Raw genomic sequence first — 14738 nt, forward strand, 5'->3', positions numbered from 1 at the left:
TTTAATTTTCTTTATCATCTAGTCAAAAAATAATTCAAATTAAGAATACGGCATTAGAAACATAAATTGGTATAAGTTCAAATTTTAATGGCTTTTAATTACAGCTTTATCTGGTTTAAAAATTGAATCCTACAGTGGCTATAATGTTGTTTTGAATGTTATTCACTCCAGCGCTAGAGGTAAGACCAGCATCAAATAATTGCTGACTAAAGTCTCTTTCAGCGCGATCATAAGAAATATCTAGTGTAGTTTTACCCCAAGTATAACCTAGCCCTAAACTATAACCAGTAAGGTCACTCATAATGTCTTTGTTCTTATAAGGAGACTCTTCACTGCGGTAGCCAGCTCTTATTGACCAGTTTTTTACTCTATACTCACCACCTATGCGCAGTGTTCCTGATCTGGTTAACTCTTGTTTAATTTGTTGATTATTTGCTGCAAAAAATGCGTCATTTCTAGGTTTGAAAAGTAAACTGGCATAATTTTTTGAACTATAATCTATGCTTATCAATCCTTTTTTGCCAAAAATGTAAGCAAAACTACCAGTTATACTTCCTGGTGTTCTTAAATTATAGGGAGCAAAAATAGTAATCACATCTGGATCAATTATTTCTGTAATAGTACCGCCGCTTCCATCATTTCTACGTGCCAGAATAGATTGTGAAATGCTCTCTTCTACTTCATACCAGGTAGGTGATGCATAACTTGCACCTATTCTAATTTCATCAGTAACTTTTGCAATAGCTCCTACTTGTAAAGAAATACCAGACGATTGTACGTCTAGATCATTATTGAATCTAACAAGGTCTACCAGAGCGCCGTTATTGTTTTGTTCATAGAAAGAGGTAGATCTTTGATAATCTATATAGTGTGCGTTTATATTGAATCCTATGCTTAAACGATCTTTTACCTCTATAGCTCCATTAAAGGAAAGTTTAGTTTGATATCCAGAGGAATTCTGACTTAATTGTTGATTAAAAGTTCCTGTACCAGTATTTGAAATGTACTGCGATCCTAATGGGTCTGAGTCGTCAACTGGGTCAATGACGTATGATTGATAACCTAAAAAACCTTGTTGAGAACCAAAGCCTTGATCCTCTCCTAGAAACCTATAGAGTCCAGAAACACTTTCGTCGGGCAGGAGTTGGAAATTTTCTAATGTTACTCCACTGGCAAAGTTCAGGAAGTATTCAGAAATAGAAATATTATTAGAGCCAGCTATAAAAAGTTGGTTATCATAATTACGAGTGTCGTCATAATTTAAACCAAACGAGAATTTAGTGATTGTTGCGTCTTCTTTTTGATTTTCATAGACAAGAACAAAACCGGCTTGGTTTAAAGTAAAATCATTGTCATTATCTTCACTAAAAGTTCCATTGAAACTACTATCCGTTTGATTATTGGTGAAATTTAAAGAGGCGCTTGCAAAGTGGTTTGCAAACACTACAGAACCTGCAGGATTAGCTCCTACAGCTGTTAAATCACCACCTAAGGCCCCAAAAGCTCCACTCATTCCTCTAAATCTGGCAGTTCCATAAGATCCTTGCTGTCCATAAAGTAATCCATCTGCTACGGTTTGTCCATAGGTAGTTAGGGCGCCTAATATTAGGACACTTGTAAATATTAATTTCTTCATAATAAAATGTGATTATAAATTATCCTCTACGGCCACTTGAACGAGATCCACCTGATGATCTTCCAGAGGAGCTTCTGCTACTGCTTCTACTGCTAGAAGATCTAGCGCTAGATGACCTTGAAGATCTAGAACTGCTACGCATAGTAGATGACCTAGATGATCTACTAGAAGAGTTGCTTCTTGCTGAGGAATTTCTGGTAGAACTTCTTCTAGAAACACCAGAGTTATTTCTACTGGTAGTTCTAGAGTTTCTTGCAGAAGTAGAGCGGCTGCGGCTAGTGCTATTAGTGCCTCGACCTACATTACGTCTAGTAGTATTTCTGTTTCCTACTGAAGATGTTCCTCTAGAATTAGCTAGACCGTTTCTTCCGTAGTAATTTCTATAACCGTTATTGAAGGAGAGGTGGTTTCTTCCATAAAAATTTCCCCATCCATTATTCCAAGCCCAACCATTGTTCCAGCCCCAACCGAAGCCGTTATTCCAGCCCCAGTTATTCCAGCCGAAATTGCGGTTCCATCTCCAAGGATTTCCCCAACCCCAGTTGTTCCATCCGAATCCACCATTCCATCCGAATCCACCATTCCATCCAAATCCATTATTCCAGCCCCAGCCGCCATTCCAACCGAAGCCGTTATTCCATCCCCAATTATTCCAGCCCCAATTATTCCAGCCGTTATCATAATAATTGATAACTACTGAATTAGGATTGTCACCAAAGCCAGCGTTACCACCACCATAGTTTGCGGTGTAATCTGGGGTTGACTCATCGTAGCTTTGAGAGGAATAGGTGTCTACATTTGTGAAAACGGTTTCCTGAGAGAAGTTGTTTCCATATTGTTCTGCTTTTTCAGCAAATAAGTTTTTATAATAAGAGCCGCTATTTTCTTGATAAGTGGTTTCTACTTCTACTTCTTCTTCAGTTTCATAATTATTTGAATCACCATAAATGCCGTCATTATATGAAACGGCCTCAAAAGAGCCGCAGGAACTAAGCGTTAATATCAATGCTAATAAAGCAGTGATACTTGTAAATCTCGATAATTGCGTAGTATTAGTTCTCATAGCGTAATAATTTATGATGATAGGATAAAAATAAGTAGTTTTGGGCTTTTAAATAAACCTTTTAACAAAACTTAATTTTAAACTGCAAGTTTTGTGCCAAAACAAAGTGCATGGGAAAGAACCTAACAAGTAGGAGTGAAGACTATTCTAAATGGTATAATGAACTGGTCGTAAAAGCAGATATGGCTGAGAATAGCGCTGTTAGAGGCTGTATGGTGATAAAGCCGTATGGTTATGCTATCTGGGAAAAAATGCAAGCAGAATTAGACCGCATGTTTAAAGAAACGGGTCATCAAAATGCGTATTTCCCTCTTTTTGTTCCTAAAAGTCTTTTTGAGGCCGAGGAGAAGAATGCTGAAGGATTTGCTAAAGAGTGCGCTGTAGTTACACATTATAGATTGCAAAATGATCCTGAGAACCCAGGGAAACTACGTGTAGATCCTGAGGCTAAATTAGAAGAAGAGCTAGTAGTAAGACCTACAAGTGAGGCTATAATTTGGAATACGTATAAAGGTTGGATTCAGTCTTATCGCGATTTGCCTCTTCTTATTAATCAGTGGTCAAATGTAGTGCGATGGGAAATGAGGACTAGATTATTCTTAAGAACAGCAGAGTTTTTATGGCAAGAAGGTCATACAGCACATGCTACAAAACAAGAAGCTCTTGAGGAGGCAGAACAAATGAATGATGTGTATGCTGCTTTTGCTCAAAACTTTATGGCCATACCTGTAATAAAGGGTCTTAAGACAGAAAGTGAACGTTTTGCAGGTGCAGATGAGACATATTGCATTGAAGCACTGATGCAAGATGGTAAGGCGTTACAAGCTGGGACGTCACACTTTTTAGGACAGAATTTTGCAAAAGCATTTGATGTGAAGTTTACCTCTAAAGAAGGAAAGCAAGAGTATGTCTGGGCAACTTCTTGGGGAGTTTCTACACGATTAATGGGAGCTCTAATAATGACGCACAGTGATGATAAAGGTTTAGTGCTGCCTCCTAATTTAGCGCCTAATCAAGTGGTCATTGTGCCTATTTTTAAAACTGAGGAGCAGTTTGAAGCTATTACGGCCGTAGTGAATGGAATTATGACATCTCTTAGAGGTAAAGGAGTTTCTGTTACTTATGATAAGCGTGATACTTTAAGACCTGGAGCAAAATTTGCTCAACATGAACTACAAGGAGTTCCTTTAAGAATAGCCATAGGTTCACGTGACTTAGAAAATGGTACTGTAGAGTTAGCCAGAAGAGATACTTTGTCTAAGGAAACAACAAGTCTTGAAGGAATAGAAGATAAGGTGGTGAATCTACTAGAGGAGATTCAATCTACTCTATTTGAAAGGGCTTTGGATTACCGTGATGCTCATATTACAGAGGTGGATTCTTTTGAAGAATTTAAAAGTGTGTTAGATCAGAAAGGTGGTTTTATTTCTGCTCATTGGGATGGTACTACTGCTACAGAAGATAAGATTAAAGAGCTCACTAAGGCTACCATTAGATGTATACCACTAGATGCTCAACTAGAAGAAGGAAAGTGTGTTTACACAGGAAAAGTATCTAAGCAAAGAGTGTTATTTGCAAAGGCATATTAATTTTTTTTAAAAAAGTTGCGTTTAGTATTTGCGGGATTGAAAAAAGTGTTTATTTTTGCATCCGCTTAACGAGCGAGATATTAATGGCCCGTTCGTCTATCGGCTAGGACGCCAGGTTTTCATCCTGGTAAGAGGGGTTCGATTCCCCTACGGGCTACAACAAATAGGTTTTAAAAAACCACATTTAATAGTATATGGCAAATCATAAGAGTGCTTTAAAAAGAATTAGAAGAAACGAAGTAGCGAGACTTAGAAACAAGTACCAGCACAAAACTACTCGTAATGCTATCAAGAAGTTGCGTGAGACAGAAGATAAGTCTGAAGCTCAAGCTCTTTACGTAGAGGTAACTTCAATGATTGATAAGCTTGCAAAACGTAATATTATTCACGATAATAAAGCGTCTAACATGAAATCTAAACTTGCTAAGTTTGTGAATACTTTATAGTATATCCAACTACATTATTATTTAAAAGCCTTTCAGAAATGAAAGGCTTTTTTATGTTATAGATTGGTGATTTCTGCTTTTACCCAATGTCTTATACCAATTTGTGTTTATAGTGTCGTTAAAATAAATTGAATTATTTTTTGCTTAGTTGAAGCTAAAAATTCTTTGCATAGCCTAAGCTACGGAAATAATTTTAAGTGAAAAGTAAGTGAAAAAGAAACTATTTATTAAGACTTTATAAATTCAATTTGGTATTAAAGCTGAAAGAAGTCGCTGGTTCTTTTAGGTATTATAGAATCTTTAATGAAAAGGTTCTCTTTTTAAAAAATGTTAAACCTGAAGAGTTAAGGATAATTATAGATGTCATAAAGAATCTAATCTTTCTTATAATAACCTAGCTTTAGAAATGTAAGTGACTAGAGAGTATTAATGTTTTCTATGAATTACTGCTGCTATTATTCTTTTTGCGCTCATCCATGAGTTGACGGCTCAGTTGTTGTTCTCTTTCAATGGATCTTCTTTTATAGTTTTCCAGCTCTTCTTCGACTAGTTTTAAGTTTGATTGAGAGACTTTAGTGATTTCATTACTATTACGATACTTGAATATTATCATAAAAAGAGCTAATAATAAAGCGACTATTATAGTCCATAGAATTAAATTGTAAGTTAATTTATCGAGCATGATACCAAATAAAGATATCGAGTTTTTCTCGTCACTTATTTGAGTTAATTCTAGGTCTTTCTTTTTAATTTGTTTTTCAAGAAGTAGTGTGTTCTTATCTTTATTAATGATCTGTTTCTCCAGTAAGTTTATAGAATCCTTTAAGCCTTCTATGCGTGAGATGGTTTGATTCTTAAGTTCTTCTAGTTTACGCTGTTTTATGACTTTATAGTCCTGGTAACGACCACCTTCCTTTATGGTTTGTTCAAATTGAGTTTTGATGCTTTTATCTTGTACCGTTGCGGTGTCTTGAGCATTAATAGCAAAGCAGCTCAATGATAGGATAATGACTAAGTAAGTTTTCAAAAGTTTAATTTTTACAGTGAAACAACTATAAAAATAAGAATAATTTGTTGGTAAAGCTTAACTGTGGTTAAATATATGCGATCTTTTTCAAGTATTTTTTTCGCGAAAGCATAAAAAAAAAGAGCCTTCATTTAGGGAAGACTCTTTTACTGTGGTTTTGAGATAAACTTTTTAACTATTCATAGTTGCTAAGAACTCCTCATTATTGCGAGTTTGTTTCATGCGTTGTGAAATGAATTCCATGGCTTCAACGGCGTTCATGTCTGCAAGGTATTTTCTTAGAATCCACATGCGCTGAACAGCTTGCTCGTCTAGGAGTAAGTCATCACGACGTGTAGAAGATGAGGTTAAGTCTATAGCAGGGAATATTCTACGATTAGAAATGTTACGATCTAACTGTAATTCCATGTTACCAGTACCTTTAAATTCTTCAAAGATTACTTCGTCCATTTTAGAACCGGTCTCAGTAAGTGCAGTAGCGATAATGGTTAGTGAACCACCACCTTCTATATTACGAGCAGCTCCAAAGAATCGTTTAGGTTTATGCAGTGCGTTTGCATCTACACCTCCAGAAAGGACTTTACCACTGGCAGGTTGAACGGTATTATAGGCTCTTGCTAGACGCGTTATGGAGTCTAGCAAAATGACTACGTCATGTCCACATTCTACCATGCGTTTTGCTTTTTCTAGGACTATGTTTGCTACTTTAACATGGTCGTGAGCTTCTTTATCAAATGTAGAGGCTATTACTTCACCATCTACATTGCGCTGCATGTCTGTTACTTCTTCAGGACGTTCATCTATTAGAAGAATGAGTTGGTACACCTCAGGATGGTTAGCTGCTATGGCGTTTGCGATATCTTTTAGCAACATGGTTTTACCTGTTTTAGGTTGTGCTACGATCATACCACGCTGTCCTTTACCTATAGGGGCAAAGAGATCCATAATGCGAGTAGATGGAGATGATTGACGCTCAGCGATGTTAAATTTCTCGTCTGGAAATAAAGGTGTTAAATGTTCAAAAGAGACTCTATCTCTTACTACACTAGGGTCTAATCCGTTTATTTTTATAATTTTAATAAGCGGAAAGTATTTTTCTCCTTCCTTAGGTGGGCGTACCATTCCTAAAACGGTATCACCTGTTTTAAGTCCAAAAAGTCTCACTTGTGATTGAGATACGTAAATATCATCAGGTGAAGCGAGGTAGTTGTAATCACTACTGCGCAAGAATCCATACCCGTCAGGCATCATGTCTAAACAACCTTCACTCTCAATAATCCCGTCAAATTCAAAATCTGGATCACGGTAACGGTTACGCGTGTCTTTATTTCCTTTAGGAACGTTGTTTTGGTTGTTATTGCGCTGGTTTTTATTACGAGTATTACGATCATTTCTGTCGTTGCGGTCATTATTTTGATCGTTGCGCTTATCGTTTTGAGATGATTTGTCATTTTGAGATGACTTATCATTATGACGAGGTGATTTTTCACTGCGATTATCATTTTTCTTAGGTCGCGGTGCTCGTTGTTCTTTTTTTGCAGCTGGATCTTTCTTTGAAGAATCTTCCTTCTTAGGGTTTGATTCTTCTTTTTTCTCCTCTGTTTTTTTAGTTCTAGGATTGGGTTTGCGCTGCTGTTTTGGAGCTTCTTTTTTAGCTGCAGGCTTTTTTTCTACCTTTTCTGGAGTAGATTCTACATCTAGTTTTTTTACCACATCTGGGTTTGCAGCTTGTAGGTCAAGAATTTTGTAAACTAGGTCTAGTTTTCTGAGCTGCTTGTATTTAGGTACATTAAGTCCTTTGGCTATTTCCTGTAATTCAGGTAGCTTTTTTGATTTTAAATCAGCGATTTGAAACATATGTTATAAAGTGTGTGAAGTATCATTCTGTTGATAAACCGATAGAATAAGAAAATATTAGGGGTTAGTTAACCTAGTAAGAGGTGGTTAACTTCTCGGTGCTGCAATAATACATATAAATATTAATATGAGCTATGCTTTTTTGAGGATATATATTATTTTTGACCTCGAGTTAAATAAAGTTTTTAGGTTACTTTTTCTATGATTCAACGTATTCAAACCATATACCTTCTTATTGCTGCTGCCGTTTCTGGCGGGCTTATATTTGTAGTAAGTTTATGGGTAGATGGAAAAGGGAACGAGTTCGTAGCGATGGATGTGATGAGTTACTTTGCTGCTTTTGTAGTAAGTGCGTTACTTTCGCTGGTGGCTATCTTTATTTATAATAACAGGAAGTTACAAACGGTTATAAACCGTCTTAATATTTTATTGAACCTTATTTTGCTAGGAGTTTTCGTTTATCGATTGCTAACTATGTCTGGAGAAACGGCGGTTTCTGAGAAAGGCATTGGGATGCTTATACCTATCATTTCTATCGTTTTTTTAGTTCTGGCAAACAGAGCTATCCGTAGGGATGAGCAACTCGTAAAATCTGCAGATCGTTTTCGTTAAAACACTGTATCTTAGTTTATTTAGTGAAAAACCTGTGAGGCGCCACCTTGCAGGTTTTTGTTTTTATACGCTTTCGCGAAAGCGTATTCTAAACCATTTTTATCGATCTTTTTCAATCACCTCTAAGTTACTCATCTTTCCAGCGTTAATTTCAAAACGCAGCATGGTTCTTTTTTTATGGAATCCATGCATTCCTATGGCTCCTGGATTCATGTGGAGGCAATTGATTTTTTTATCATGAATCACTTTAAGAATATGACTGTGGCCGCATATAAAAACATCTGGAGTGTTTTCATAAATTTCTGGACGCACACGCTGATTGTAACGCCCAGGATAGCCACCTATGTGCGTGATCCATATATCCATTCCTTCACAAATGAAACGGTTGTGCTCTGGAAACTGCATTCTAGCTTTATCATCATCTATGTTTCCCCATACAGCGCGTAGTGGTTTAAGAGCAGCGATTTGATCAGTTACTTTGAGATCACCTATGTCACCAGCGTGCCATACTTCATCAGCTTGCTTTACGTACTTGAGGATAAAATCATCGATATGACTGTGTGTGTCTGATAGAAGTAATATTTTCATAATGCAAAGATAGGTTGTGAGTGCATGAGTTTGTGAGTCTTTGAGTTGTGAGTTTTTGATTCATAAGTCGCGGATTATTCGTTTTTTAAGAATCCTAGTGAAAATCAATTTTTAATGGAATTATGTGATCATTAAAAAATGTAAACCAAATCTAAATCAATAGAAAAGTAAGTCCTTTATTGAATGACAACACTTGTAGTGAAACGGTTTACATTTTGCAAACTTTAAGTATAGTGGTATTAGTTCTAATTTGTTTCATGATACGATCTATCTTCTTTTTCAAAGTTCAATTTCAAGTTCATTCTTCTATCTTTGTCGCAATGCAAAATAAGTCACGATACTTTATAGAACTCGCTTATGATGGTACACACTATCATGGCTGGCAGCGACAGCCGCAAAGTATTACTGTACAAGAAGTTCTAGAAGATGGTTTACATAAAATGCTACGTGAAAAAGTAGCGGTAACCGGCGCTGGACGTACAGATGCTGGTGTTCATGCTTCACAAATGCTTGCTCATTTTAATTATGATAGAGAAATTGATTTAGAGCATTTAGTTTATAGACTCAATAGGTGGTTGCCTAAGGATATCGCTGTCTATCAAGTTATGCCTGTTACTGATAAGGCTCATGCACGGTTTCATGCGGTTAAACGTTCTTATGAGTATCATTTTTTATTGAGACCAGATCCTTTCCAGGTATTACAGGCTTATGTTCTTTTTAGAAAACCAGACTTTGAACTGATGCAACAGGCTGCCCAAATTCTTTTAGAATACAAAGATTTTGAATGTTTTTCACGATCAAATACAGATGTAAAAACTTTTCTCTGTGATGTTTCTGAGGCACGTTTTGAATTTAGAGATCATAAAGTTATTTTTCATATCACGGCAAATCGTTTTTTACGCAATATGGTACGCGCTATAGTAGGTACTTTGCTAGATATAGGGTATGGTAAAAAAAGTGTGAATGATATGCATGCCATTATAGCCGCAAAAGACAGGAGCAAAGCAGGAGCAAGTGCTCCAGCTGGTGGCTTATTCTTATCAAAAATTGAATACCCAAAAGAGTTGTTTTTATGAAAGAAAAAATCCTTTTTAAAGAAACGCAACGCTTCAATCAGTGGTGGTTATGGGTTATACTTTCAGTTAGTTTAGGAGTTCCTGTAGTATTCATGAGTATAGATGCGGTTCAAAGTTTTGAAGCTACTAAACTTATCCCAATCATATTGTTTGTAGCACTATTCCTTTTTATTTTCGTCATGCGATTAGATACTAGGATTACAGAAGAAAAAATCGCTATTCATTTTTATCCTTTTGTTAAAAGAGAATTCCCTTGGGAGCATTTAAAAAAGGCCCAAGTAATCGATTATGGTTTTATAGGTGGCTGGGGAATTAGATTATGGACAGATTATGGAACAGCTTATAATGTGAGAGGTTCCATGGGATTACATCTTAAAACAACCGATAAAGAATATATCATAGGAACTCAAAAAGAGAAGGAATTGCGAGAAAGTATTGCGCATTTATTGAAATAAATATGTCAAATCAAACTACAGGTAACGCTTTTAATTTTAAGCTGTTTAAAAGATTACTTTCTTATACTAAACCTTATAGAGCTACTTATTACTTTGTAGCACTATCTGCTATATTACTAGCAGCTCTTGCTGTGGCTATGCCTAAGTTAACAAAGGATTTAATAGACGAGTATATCATACCGCAAAGAGTGGAAGATATCTACATAGTTATATCCATTATGGCAGGCGTGCTGCTGCTAGAAGTATTGCTTCAGTTTTCCTTCATATTTTATGCAAACTGGCTAGGACAGCAGGTTATTAGAGATTTGAGATTAAAACTGTTCAGTCACATGCTCAGTTTTAAGATGAAGTACTTTGATAAAAGTGCTGTTGGTAAGTTAGTTACTCGTGCGGTAAGTGATATAGAAACTATAGCCAGTATTTTTTCTCAAGGCTTATTTGTAATCATTTCAGACTTATTAAAAATGCTCGTGGTACTGGGCTATATGCTTTACTCGAGCTGGCAGCTTACACTAGTTTCACTAATTGTAATGCCTTTTATCTTATATGCTACTAGAGTGTTTCAAAAAGCTATGAAAAAAGCTTTTGAAGACGTGCGTAATCAAGTGAGTAACTTGAATTCTTTTGTTCAAGAACGAGTAACGGGAATGAAAATCGTGCAGATATTCAATCGTGAAAAAGTAGAATATGAACAGTTTAAAGAAATTAACGATCGTCATAGAAATGCTTGGGTAAGAACCGTATGGTATAATTCTATTTTCTTCCCTATCGCAGAGATGGCTTCTAGCATTACCATCGCTCTTATTGCCTTCGTAGGTTTTAAATTAATTGTGGCAAATGACTCTATAGAGCAAGCTGGAGTTTCTATAGGTACAATTATCATGTTTATTACACTAGCTCAAATGCTATTCAGACCGCTACGTCAGATCGCAGATAAGTTCAACACGCTTCAAATGGGAATGGTAGCTGCAAATCGTGTTTTTGGGATCTTAGATACAGATTCATCTATAGAAAACTCTGGTAATGTCACTGCACAGAATTTAAAAGGAGAAATCACCTTTGAAGATGTGAAGTTCAGTTATGTAGATGATGAACTGGTCTTAAAAGGCATAAACTTTAAGGTAGGATCTGGAGATACTGTTGCAATAGTAGGAGCTACAGGAGCAGGAAAATCTACCATCATTAATTTACTATCACGTTTTTATGAAATAGATAGTGGTCATATTTTAATAGATGGCACAGATACTAAGGATTATGAGCTGGGCAGTCTTAGATCAGAAATAGCCGTTGTACTGCAAGACGTTTTCCTCTTTGCAGATACTATTTTAAATAATATCACCCTAAATAACGCCAGTATTACTGAGCAAGACGTTATTAATGCTGCTAAGGAAATAGGCGTGCATAAATTTATAAGTACACTTCCTGGTGGATATCATTATAATGTAAAAGAACGTGGAGTAATGTTAAGCTCTGGACAGCGACAGTTGATTGCTTTTTTAAGAGCTTATGTGTCTAATCCTAGTATTCTAGTACTGGATGAAGCAACCAGCTCTGTAGATGGTTACAGCGAGCAGTTAATACAAGAGGCTACTGATAAGATCACCCAAGGGCGCACCTCCATAGTCATTGCTCACAGACTTGCCACTATTAAAAAAGCAGATCAAATTATAGTAATGGATGCTGGCCAGATCGTAGAAATAGGTTCACATCAAGAGTTGCTTGAAAATAAGAACGGCTACTATAAGAATCTTTATGAAGTACAGTTTGCTAAGGATGAAGTTGCTTCATAGTTCCTGTATTATTCTTTATTCGCTTTAGCGAAAGCGTGAACTAAAAAGTGCTCTATTCCTTAAGGTTATGGAGTGATAATTCCAGTAGAGGTTACCGAAAGGCTTGTAAGTTTTTTAGATTTTAAAAGCCTTACCGGCATAAACTAAACTACCACAGTTTTTACAGTTCCTTTCCATCGTTAATTATTCGAGATGTTTTTTAATCCTAGTAAATAAGTCTTCTAAATTCTCAAATGTTTCAAATTCTGCATTACTAATTAGTGAAATCTGTCCTGTTTCTTCACTTACTGCAATAGCTATAGCATTACTTCTTTCTGTAATCCCTACAGCCGCTCTATGTCTGAGCCCAAAGCGTTGCGGTATTTTTCTGTTATCTGAAACTGGTAAAACCACTCTAGTTGCCGTGATACGATTACCTTCTATAATCATAGCGCCATCATGCAATGGTGAGTTTTTAAAGAAAATACTTTTAATAATAGAGGCATTTATAATGATGTCTTGTGCGTCTCCAGAGTTTTTTATAAAATCTAAATTACCATCTCTTTTAATGACTATTAATGCTCCGGTTAAGGTTTGTGACATCTCATCGCAGGCTTTTACGATCTGGTCTATCGTAGTATGATCTGCATCTATATCATCTTTAAAGATGCGTAATTGTTTGAGAAAACCACTGCGCGAAGTAAAGTTTGTAGAGCCCAGCATGAGCAAGAATTTCCTGATTTCTTGTTGAAACACTACAATCAGCGCAAAAACTCCTGCTCCTGTAAATGCACCCAGCGCGCGACTGAGTAGTTCCATTTTAAGTGTTTCGGTAATGCTATAGATCACATAAATAATGACTATACCTATAAAAATATTTATAGCTGGAGTTCCCTTTACCAGCCGGTATAAGTAAAATGTAAGTGCTGCCACTAACACTATGTCTATAACATCTAGGATTCTAATTTCTGGTAACTCCACTTAAGTTGTTTTTTGTAAAAATAGAATTTAATTTTTTTCTAACTGTTCATATAATTGAATCACTTCCATGGCTTCTTTCACATCATGTACTCTAAGTAAAGAAGCTCCTTTTTGTAAACACACCATATTTAGCGCACTGGTTCCGTTTAGTGCCATAGCCGCCGTAGTATTGAGCGTTTTATAAATCATAGATTTGCGAGACACGCCAGCGAGTATAGGAACCTTATGGGCAAGTAATAAATCTTGGTTGTTAAGTAGCTCGTAGTTTTGATCCAGAGTTTTGGCAAATCCATAACCTGGATCTATAATAACGTCATTTATTCCTAGAGCACGAGCTGCTGCTATGCGTTCAGAGAAGTAAACATTAATCTCTTTAGTGAGATTTTCATAGCTCGTGAGCATCTTCATGGTTTGTGGCGTGCCACGAGTATGCATCATAATATAAGGAACTTGAAGTGCTGCTACGGTTTCTAGTGTAGCATCATCGAGTAGTCCAGCACTTATATCATTCACTAAGTTTGCTCCGTGTTCTATGGCTTTTTTAATGACGCTTTCGCGGAAGCTGTCTATACTTAAGTTAAGATTCTTAAATTCCTTTACCAGTACATCTATCATAGGAAGGACGCGTCGCAGTTCCTCGTCCACAGAAATGTCTGTCCCGTCAGGTCTAGAACTGTAGCCACCTATGTCTATAAAAGTAGCGCCATCTTCTAGCATTTTAGAAACTTGGTAAATGATGTCAGCATCAGTCTTGAGCTTGCCGCCATCATAAAAAGAGTCTGGAGTAACGTTAACGATTCCCATAACCCGTGGGGTAGAAAAGTCTATTAATTTACCGTTGCAATTGATGGTATGCATTAAAATATGGTTATTTGAAATTTAAAGCCGAAATTTACACAAAATATTATCCGTTTATGTCCCAGACCAGTCAGCAATATGATGCCGTAATAACTACTTGTAGAGATTTGTTCTCTAAAAAAATGAAAGATTACGGTAGCGCATGGCGCATACTAAGATTGCCATCACTTACAGATCAGATTTTTATTAAGGCGCAACGCATACGTGGTTTACAAACGCTTGCAGAATCTAAAGTGGATGAAGGTCAAGAAAGTGAGTTTATAGGGATTATTAACTATTCCATAATGGCACTAGTACAACTTGAAAAAGGAGTAGTAGAGCAACCAGATATAACACTCATAGAGTCACTGGAATTATATGATAAGCATGTAGCAGTTACTAAACAATTAATGATGGATAAAAATCATGATTACGGCGAGGCATGGCGCGACATGAGAGTAAGTTCGCTGACTGATTTAATTCTGCAAAAACTCCTGAGAGTTAAGCAAATAGAAGATAATGAAGGTAAAACCATAGTCTCAGAAGGTCTAGATGCTAACTATCAAGACATGATCAACTATGCGGTTTTTGCAATGATTCACTTAAACGAGAAGTAGTTCAAAGTTTGTGGTTCAGCGGTTGAAGAATGTCAGCTTTTAAAAGTAAATGAGCCTTTAGTCTATTTAATTGTTGTTTTTGGTATAATGTTTCTCAATTTTTAAAATTAAACTTAAACTTAAATTTTCAGTTTTCTCATACCTCATACCTCATACCACATACCACATACCTCACACCACATAGT

14 protein-coding genes and 1 tRNA gene are annotated in these 14738 nt (G+C 36.3%); 8 read left to right on the forward strand and 7 right to left on the reverse strand.

Annotation, left to right across the window (positions count from 1 at the left end):
- Positions 1-115: 115 nt before the first annotated feature.
- Both ACTF48_RS09770 and ACTF48_RS09775 read right to left on the reverse strand, forming a co-directional pair.
- On the reverse strand, positions 116-1636 hold the full coding sequence (locus tag ACTF48_RS09770; RefSeq protein WP_438962971.1) for an OmpP1/FadL family transporter: 1521 nt from the start codon (positions 1634-1636) through the stop codon (positions 116-118).
- 19 nt (positions 1637-1655) lie between these two features.
- Complete coding sequence (locus ACTF48_RS09775) at positions 1656-2699, reverse strand: hypothetical protein (protein WP_438962972.1); 1044 nt, start codon at positions 2697-2699, stop codon at positions 1656-1658.
- Between the two features lie 110 nt (positions 2700-2809).
- On the opposite strand from ACTF48_RS09775, the gene proS reads away from it, so the two are divergent.
- From proS to rpsT, 3 genes are all read left to right on the forward strand, one after another.
- A complete protein-coding gene (proS, locus tag ACTF48_RS09780; protein WP_438962973.1) occupies positions 2810-4288 on the forward strand; it encodes a proline--tRNA ligase in 1479 nt (492 codons plus the stop codon).
- 85 nt (positions 4289-4373) lie between these two features.
- Positions 4374-4445 (forward strand) — tRNA-Glu (locus ACTF48_RS09785).
- Positions 4446-4482: 37 nt separating this feature from the next.
- A complete protein-coding gene (rpsT, locus tag ACTF48_RS09790) occupies positions 4483-4734 on the forward strand; it encodes a 30S ribosomal protein S20 (RefSeq protein ID WP_438962974.1) in 252 nt (83 codons plus the stop codon).
- Positions 4735-5170: 436 nt separating this feature from the next.
- Here rpsT and ACTF48_RS09795 read toward each other — a convergent pair whose 3' ends face one another.
- Positions 5171-5761 (reverse strand): hypothetical protein, encoded by a 591-nt coding sequence (locus ACTF48_RS09795; RefSeq protein ID WP_438962975.1) that lies wholly within the window; start codon positions 5759-5761, stop codon positions 5171-5173.
- Positions 5762-5932: 171 nt separating this feature from the next.
- On the reverse strand, positions 5933-7618 hold the full coding sequence (gene rho, locus ACTF48_RS09800; RefSeq protein WP_438962976.1) for a transcription termination factor Rho: 1686 nt from the start codon (positions 7616-7618) through the stop codon (positions 5933-5935).
- A 201-nt stretch (positions 7619-7819) separates the two neighbouring features.
- Between rho and ACTF48_RS09805 the strand changes: the two genes are divergently transcribed.
- The gene (locus ACTF48_RS09805; protein ID WP_438962977.1) at positions 7820-8230 is read left to right on the forward strand and encodes a DUF4293 domain-containing protein; all 411 of its coding nucleotides are present in this window, start codon (positions 7820-7822) and stop codon (positions 8228-8230) included.
- Positions 8231-8329: 99 nt separating this feature from the next.
- Here ACTF48_RS09805 and ACTF48_RS09810 read toward each other — a convergent pair whose 3' ends face one another.
- Positions 8330-8821 carry a metallophosphoesterase family protein gene (locus ACTF48_RS09810; RefSeq protein ID WP_438962984.1) on the reverse strand — a complete coding sequence of 164 codons (492 nt, stop codon included), beginning with the start codon at positions 8819-8821 and terminating at the stop codon, positions 8330-8332.
- Between the two features lie 254 nt (positions 8822-9075).
- Here ACTF48_RS09810 and truA point away from each other — a divergent pair, with 254 nt between their 5' ends.
- Genes truA through ACTF48_RS09825 form a run of 3 tightly spaced genes read left to right on the forward strand, consistent with a single transcriptional unit; the run spans position 9076 to position 12139 of the window.
- Positions 9076-9894 (forward strand): tRNA pseudouridine(38-40) synthase TruA, encoded by an 819-nt coding sequence (gene truA / locus ACTF48_RS09815; RefSeq protein ID WP_438962978.1) that lies wholly within the window; start codon positions 9076-9078, stop codon positions 9892-9894.
- Positions 9891-10349: a hypothetical protein gene (locus tag ACTF48_RS09820; RefSeq protein ID WP_438962979.1), complete on the forward strand. Its 459-nt coding sequence runs from the start codon at positions 9891-9893 to the stop codon at positions 10347-10349. The genes truA and ACTF48_RS09820 overlap by 4 nt, the downstream gene beginning before the upstream one ends.
- 2 nt (positions 10350-10351) lie before the next feature.
- The gene (locus ACTF48_RS09825; protein WP_438962980.1) at positions 10352-12139 is read left to right on the forward strand and encodes an ABC transporter ATP-binding protein; all 1788 of its coding nucleotides are present in this window, start codon (positions 10352-10354) and stop codon (positions 12137-12139) included.
- 183 nt (positions 12140-12322) lie between these two features.
- Here the strand turns inward: ACTF48_RS09825 and ACTF48_RS09830 are convergent, their stop codons facing one another.
- Together ACTF48_RS09830 and folP are read right to left on the reverse strand one after the other, a co-directional pair.
- A complete protein-coding gene (locus ACTF48_RS09830; RefSeq protein WP_438962981.1) occupies positions 12323-13099 on the reverse strand; it encodes a diadenylate cyclase in 777 nt (258 codons plus the stop codon).
- 27 nt (positions 13100-13126) lie between these two features.
- The gene (folP, locus tag ACTF48_RS09835; protein WP_438962982.1) at positions 13127-13957 is read right to left on the reverse strand and encodes a dihydropteroate synthase; all 831 of its coding nucleotides are present in this window, start codon (positions 13955-13957) and stop codon (positions 13127-13129) included.
- Between the two features lie 56 nt (positions 13958-14013).
- Here folP and ACTF48_RS09840 point away from each other — a divergent pair, with 56 nt between their 5' ends.
- Positions 14014-14553, forward strand: a complete 540-nt coding sequence (locus tag ACTF48_RS09840) for a DUF1599 domain-containing protein (protein WP_438962983.1) — start codon at positions 14014-14016, stop codon at positions 14551-14553.
- Positions 14554-14738 lie beyond the last annotated feature (185 nt).

The sequence above is a fragment of the Nonlabens sp. genome, assembly GCF_965660805.1.
GTDB lineage: Bacteria > Bacteroidota > Bacteroidia > Flavobacteriales > Flavobacteriaceae > Nonlabens.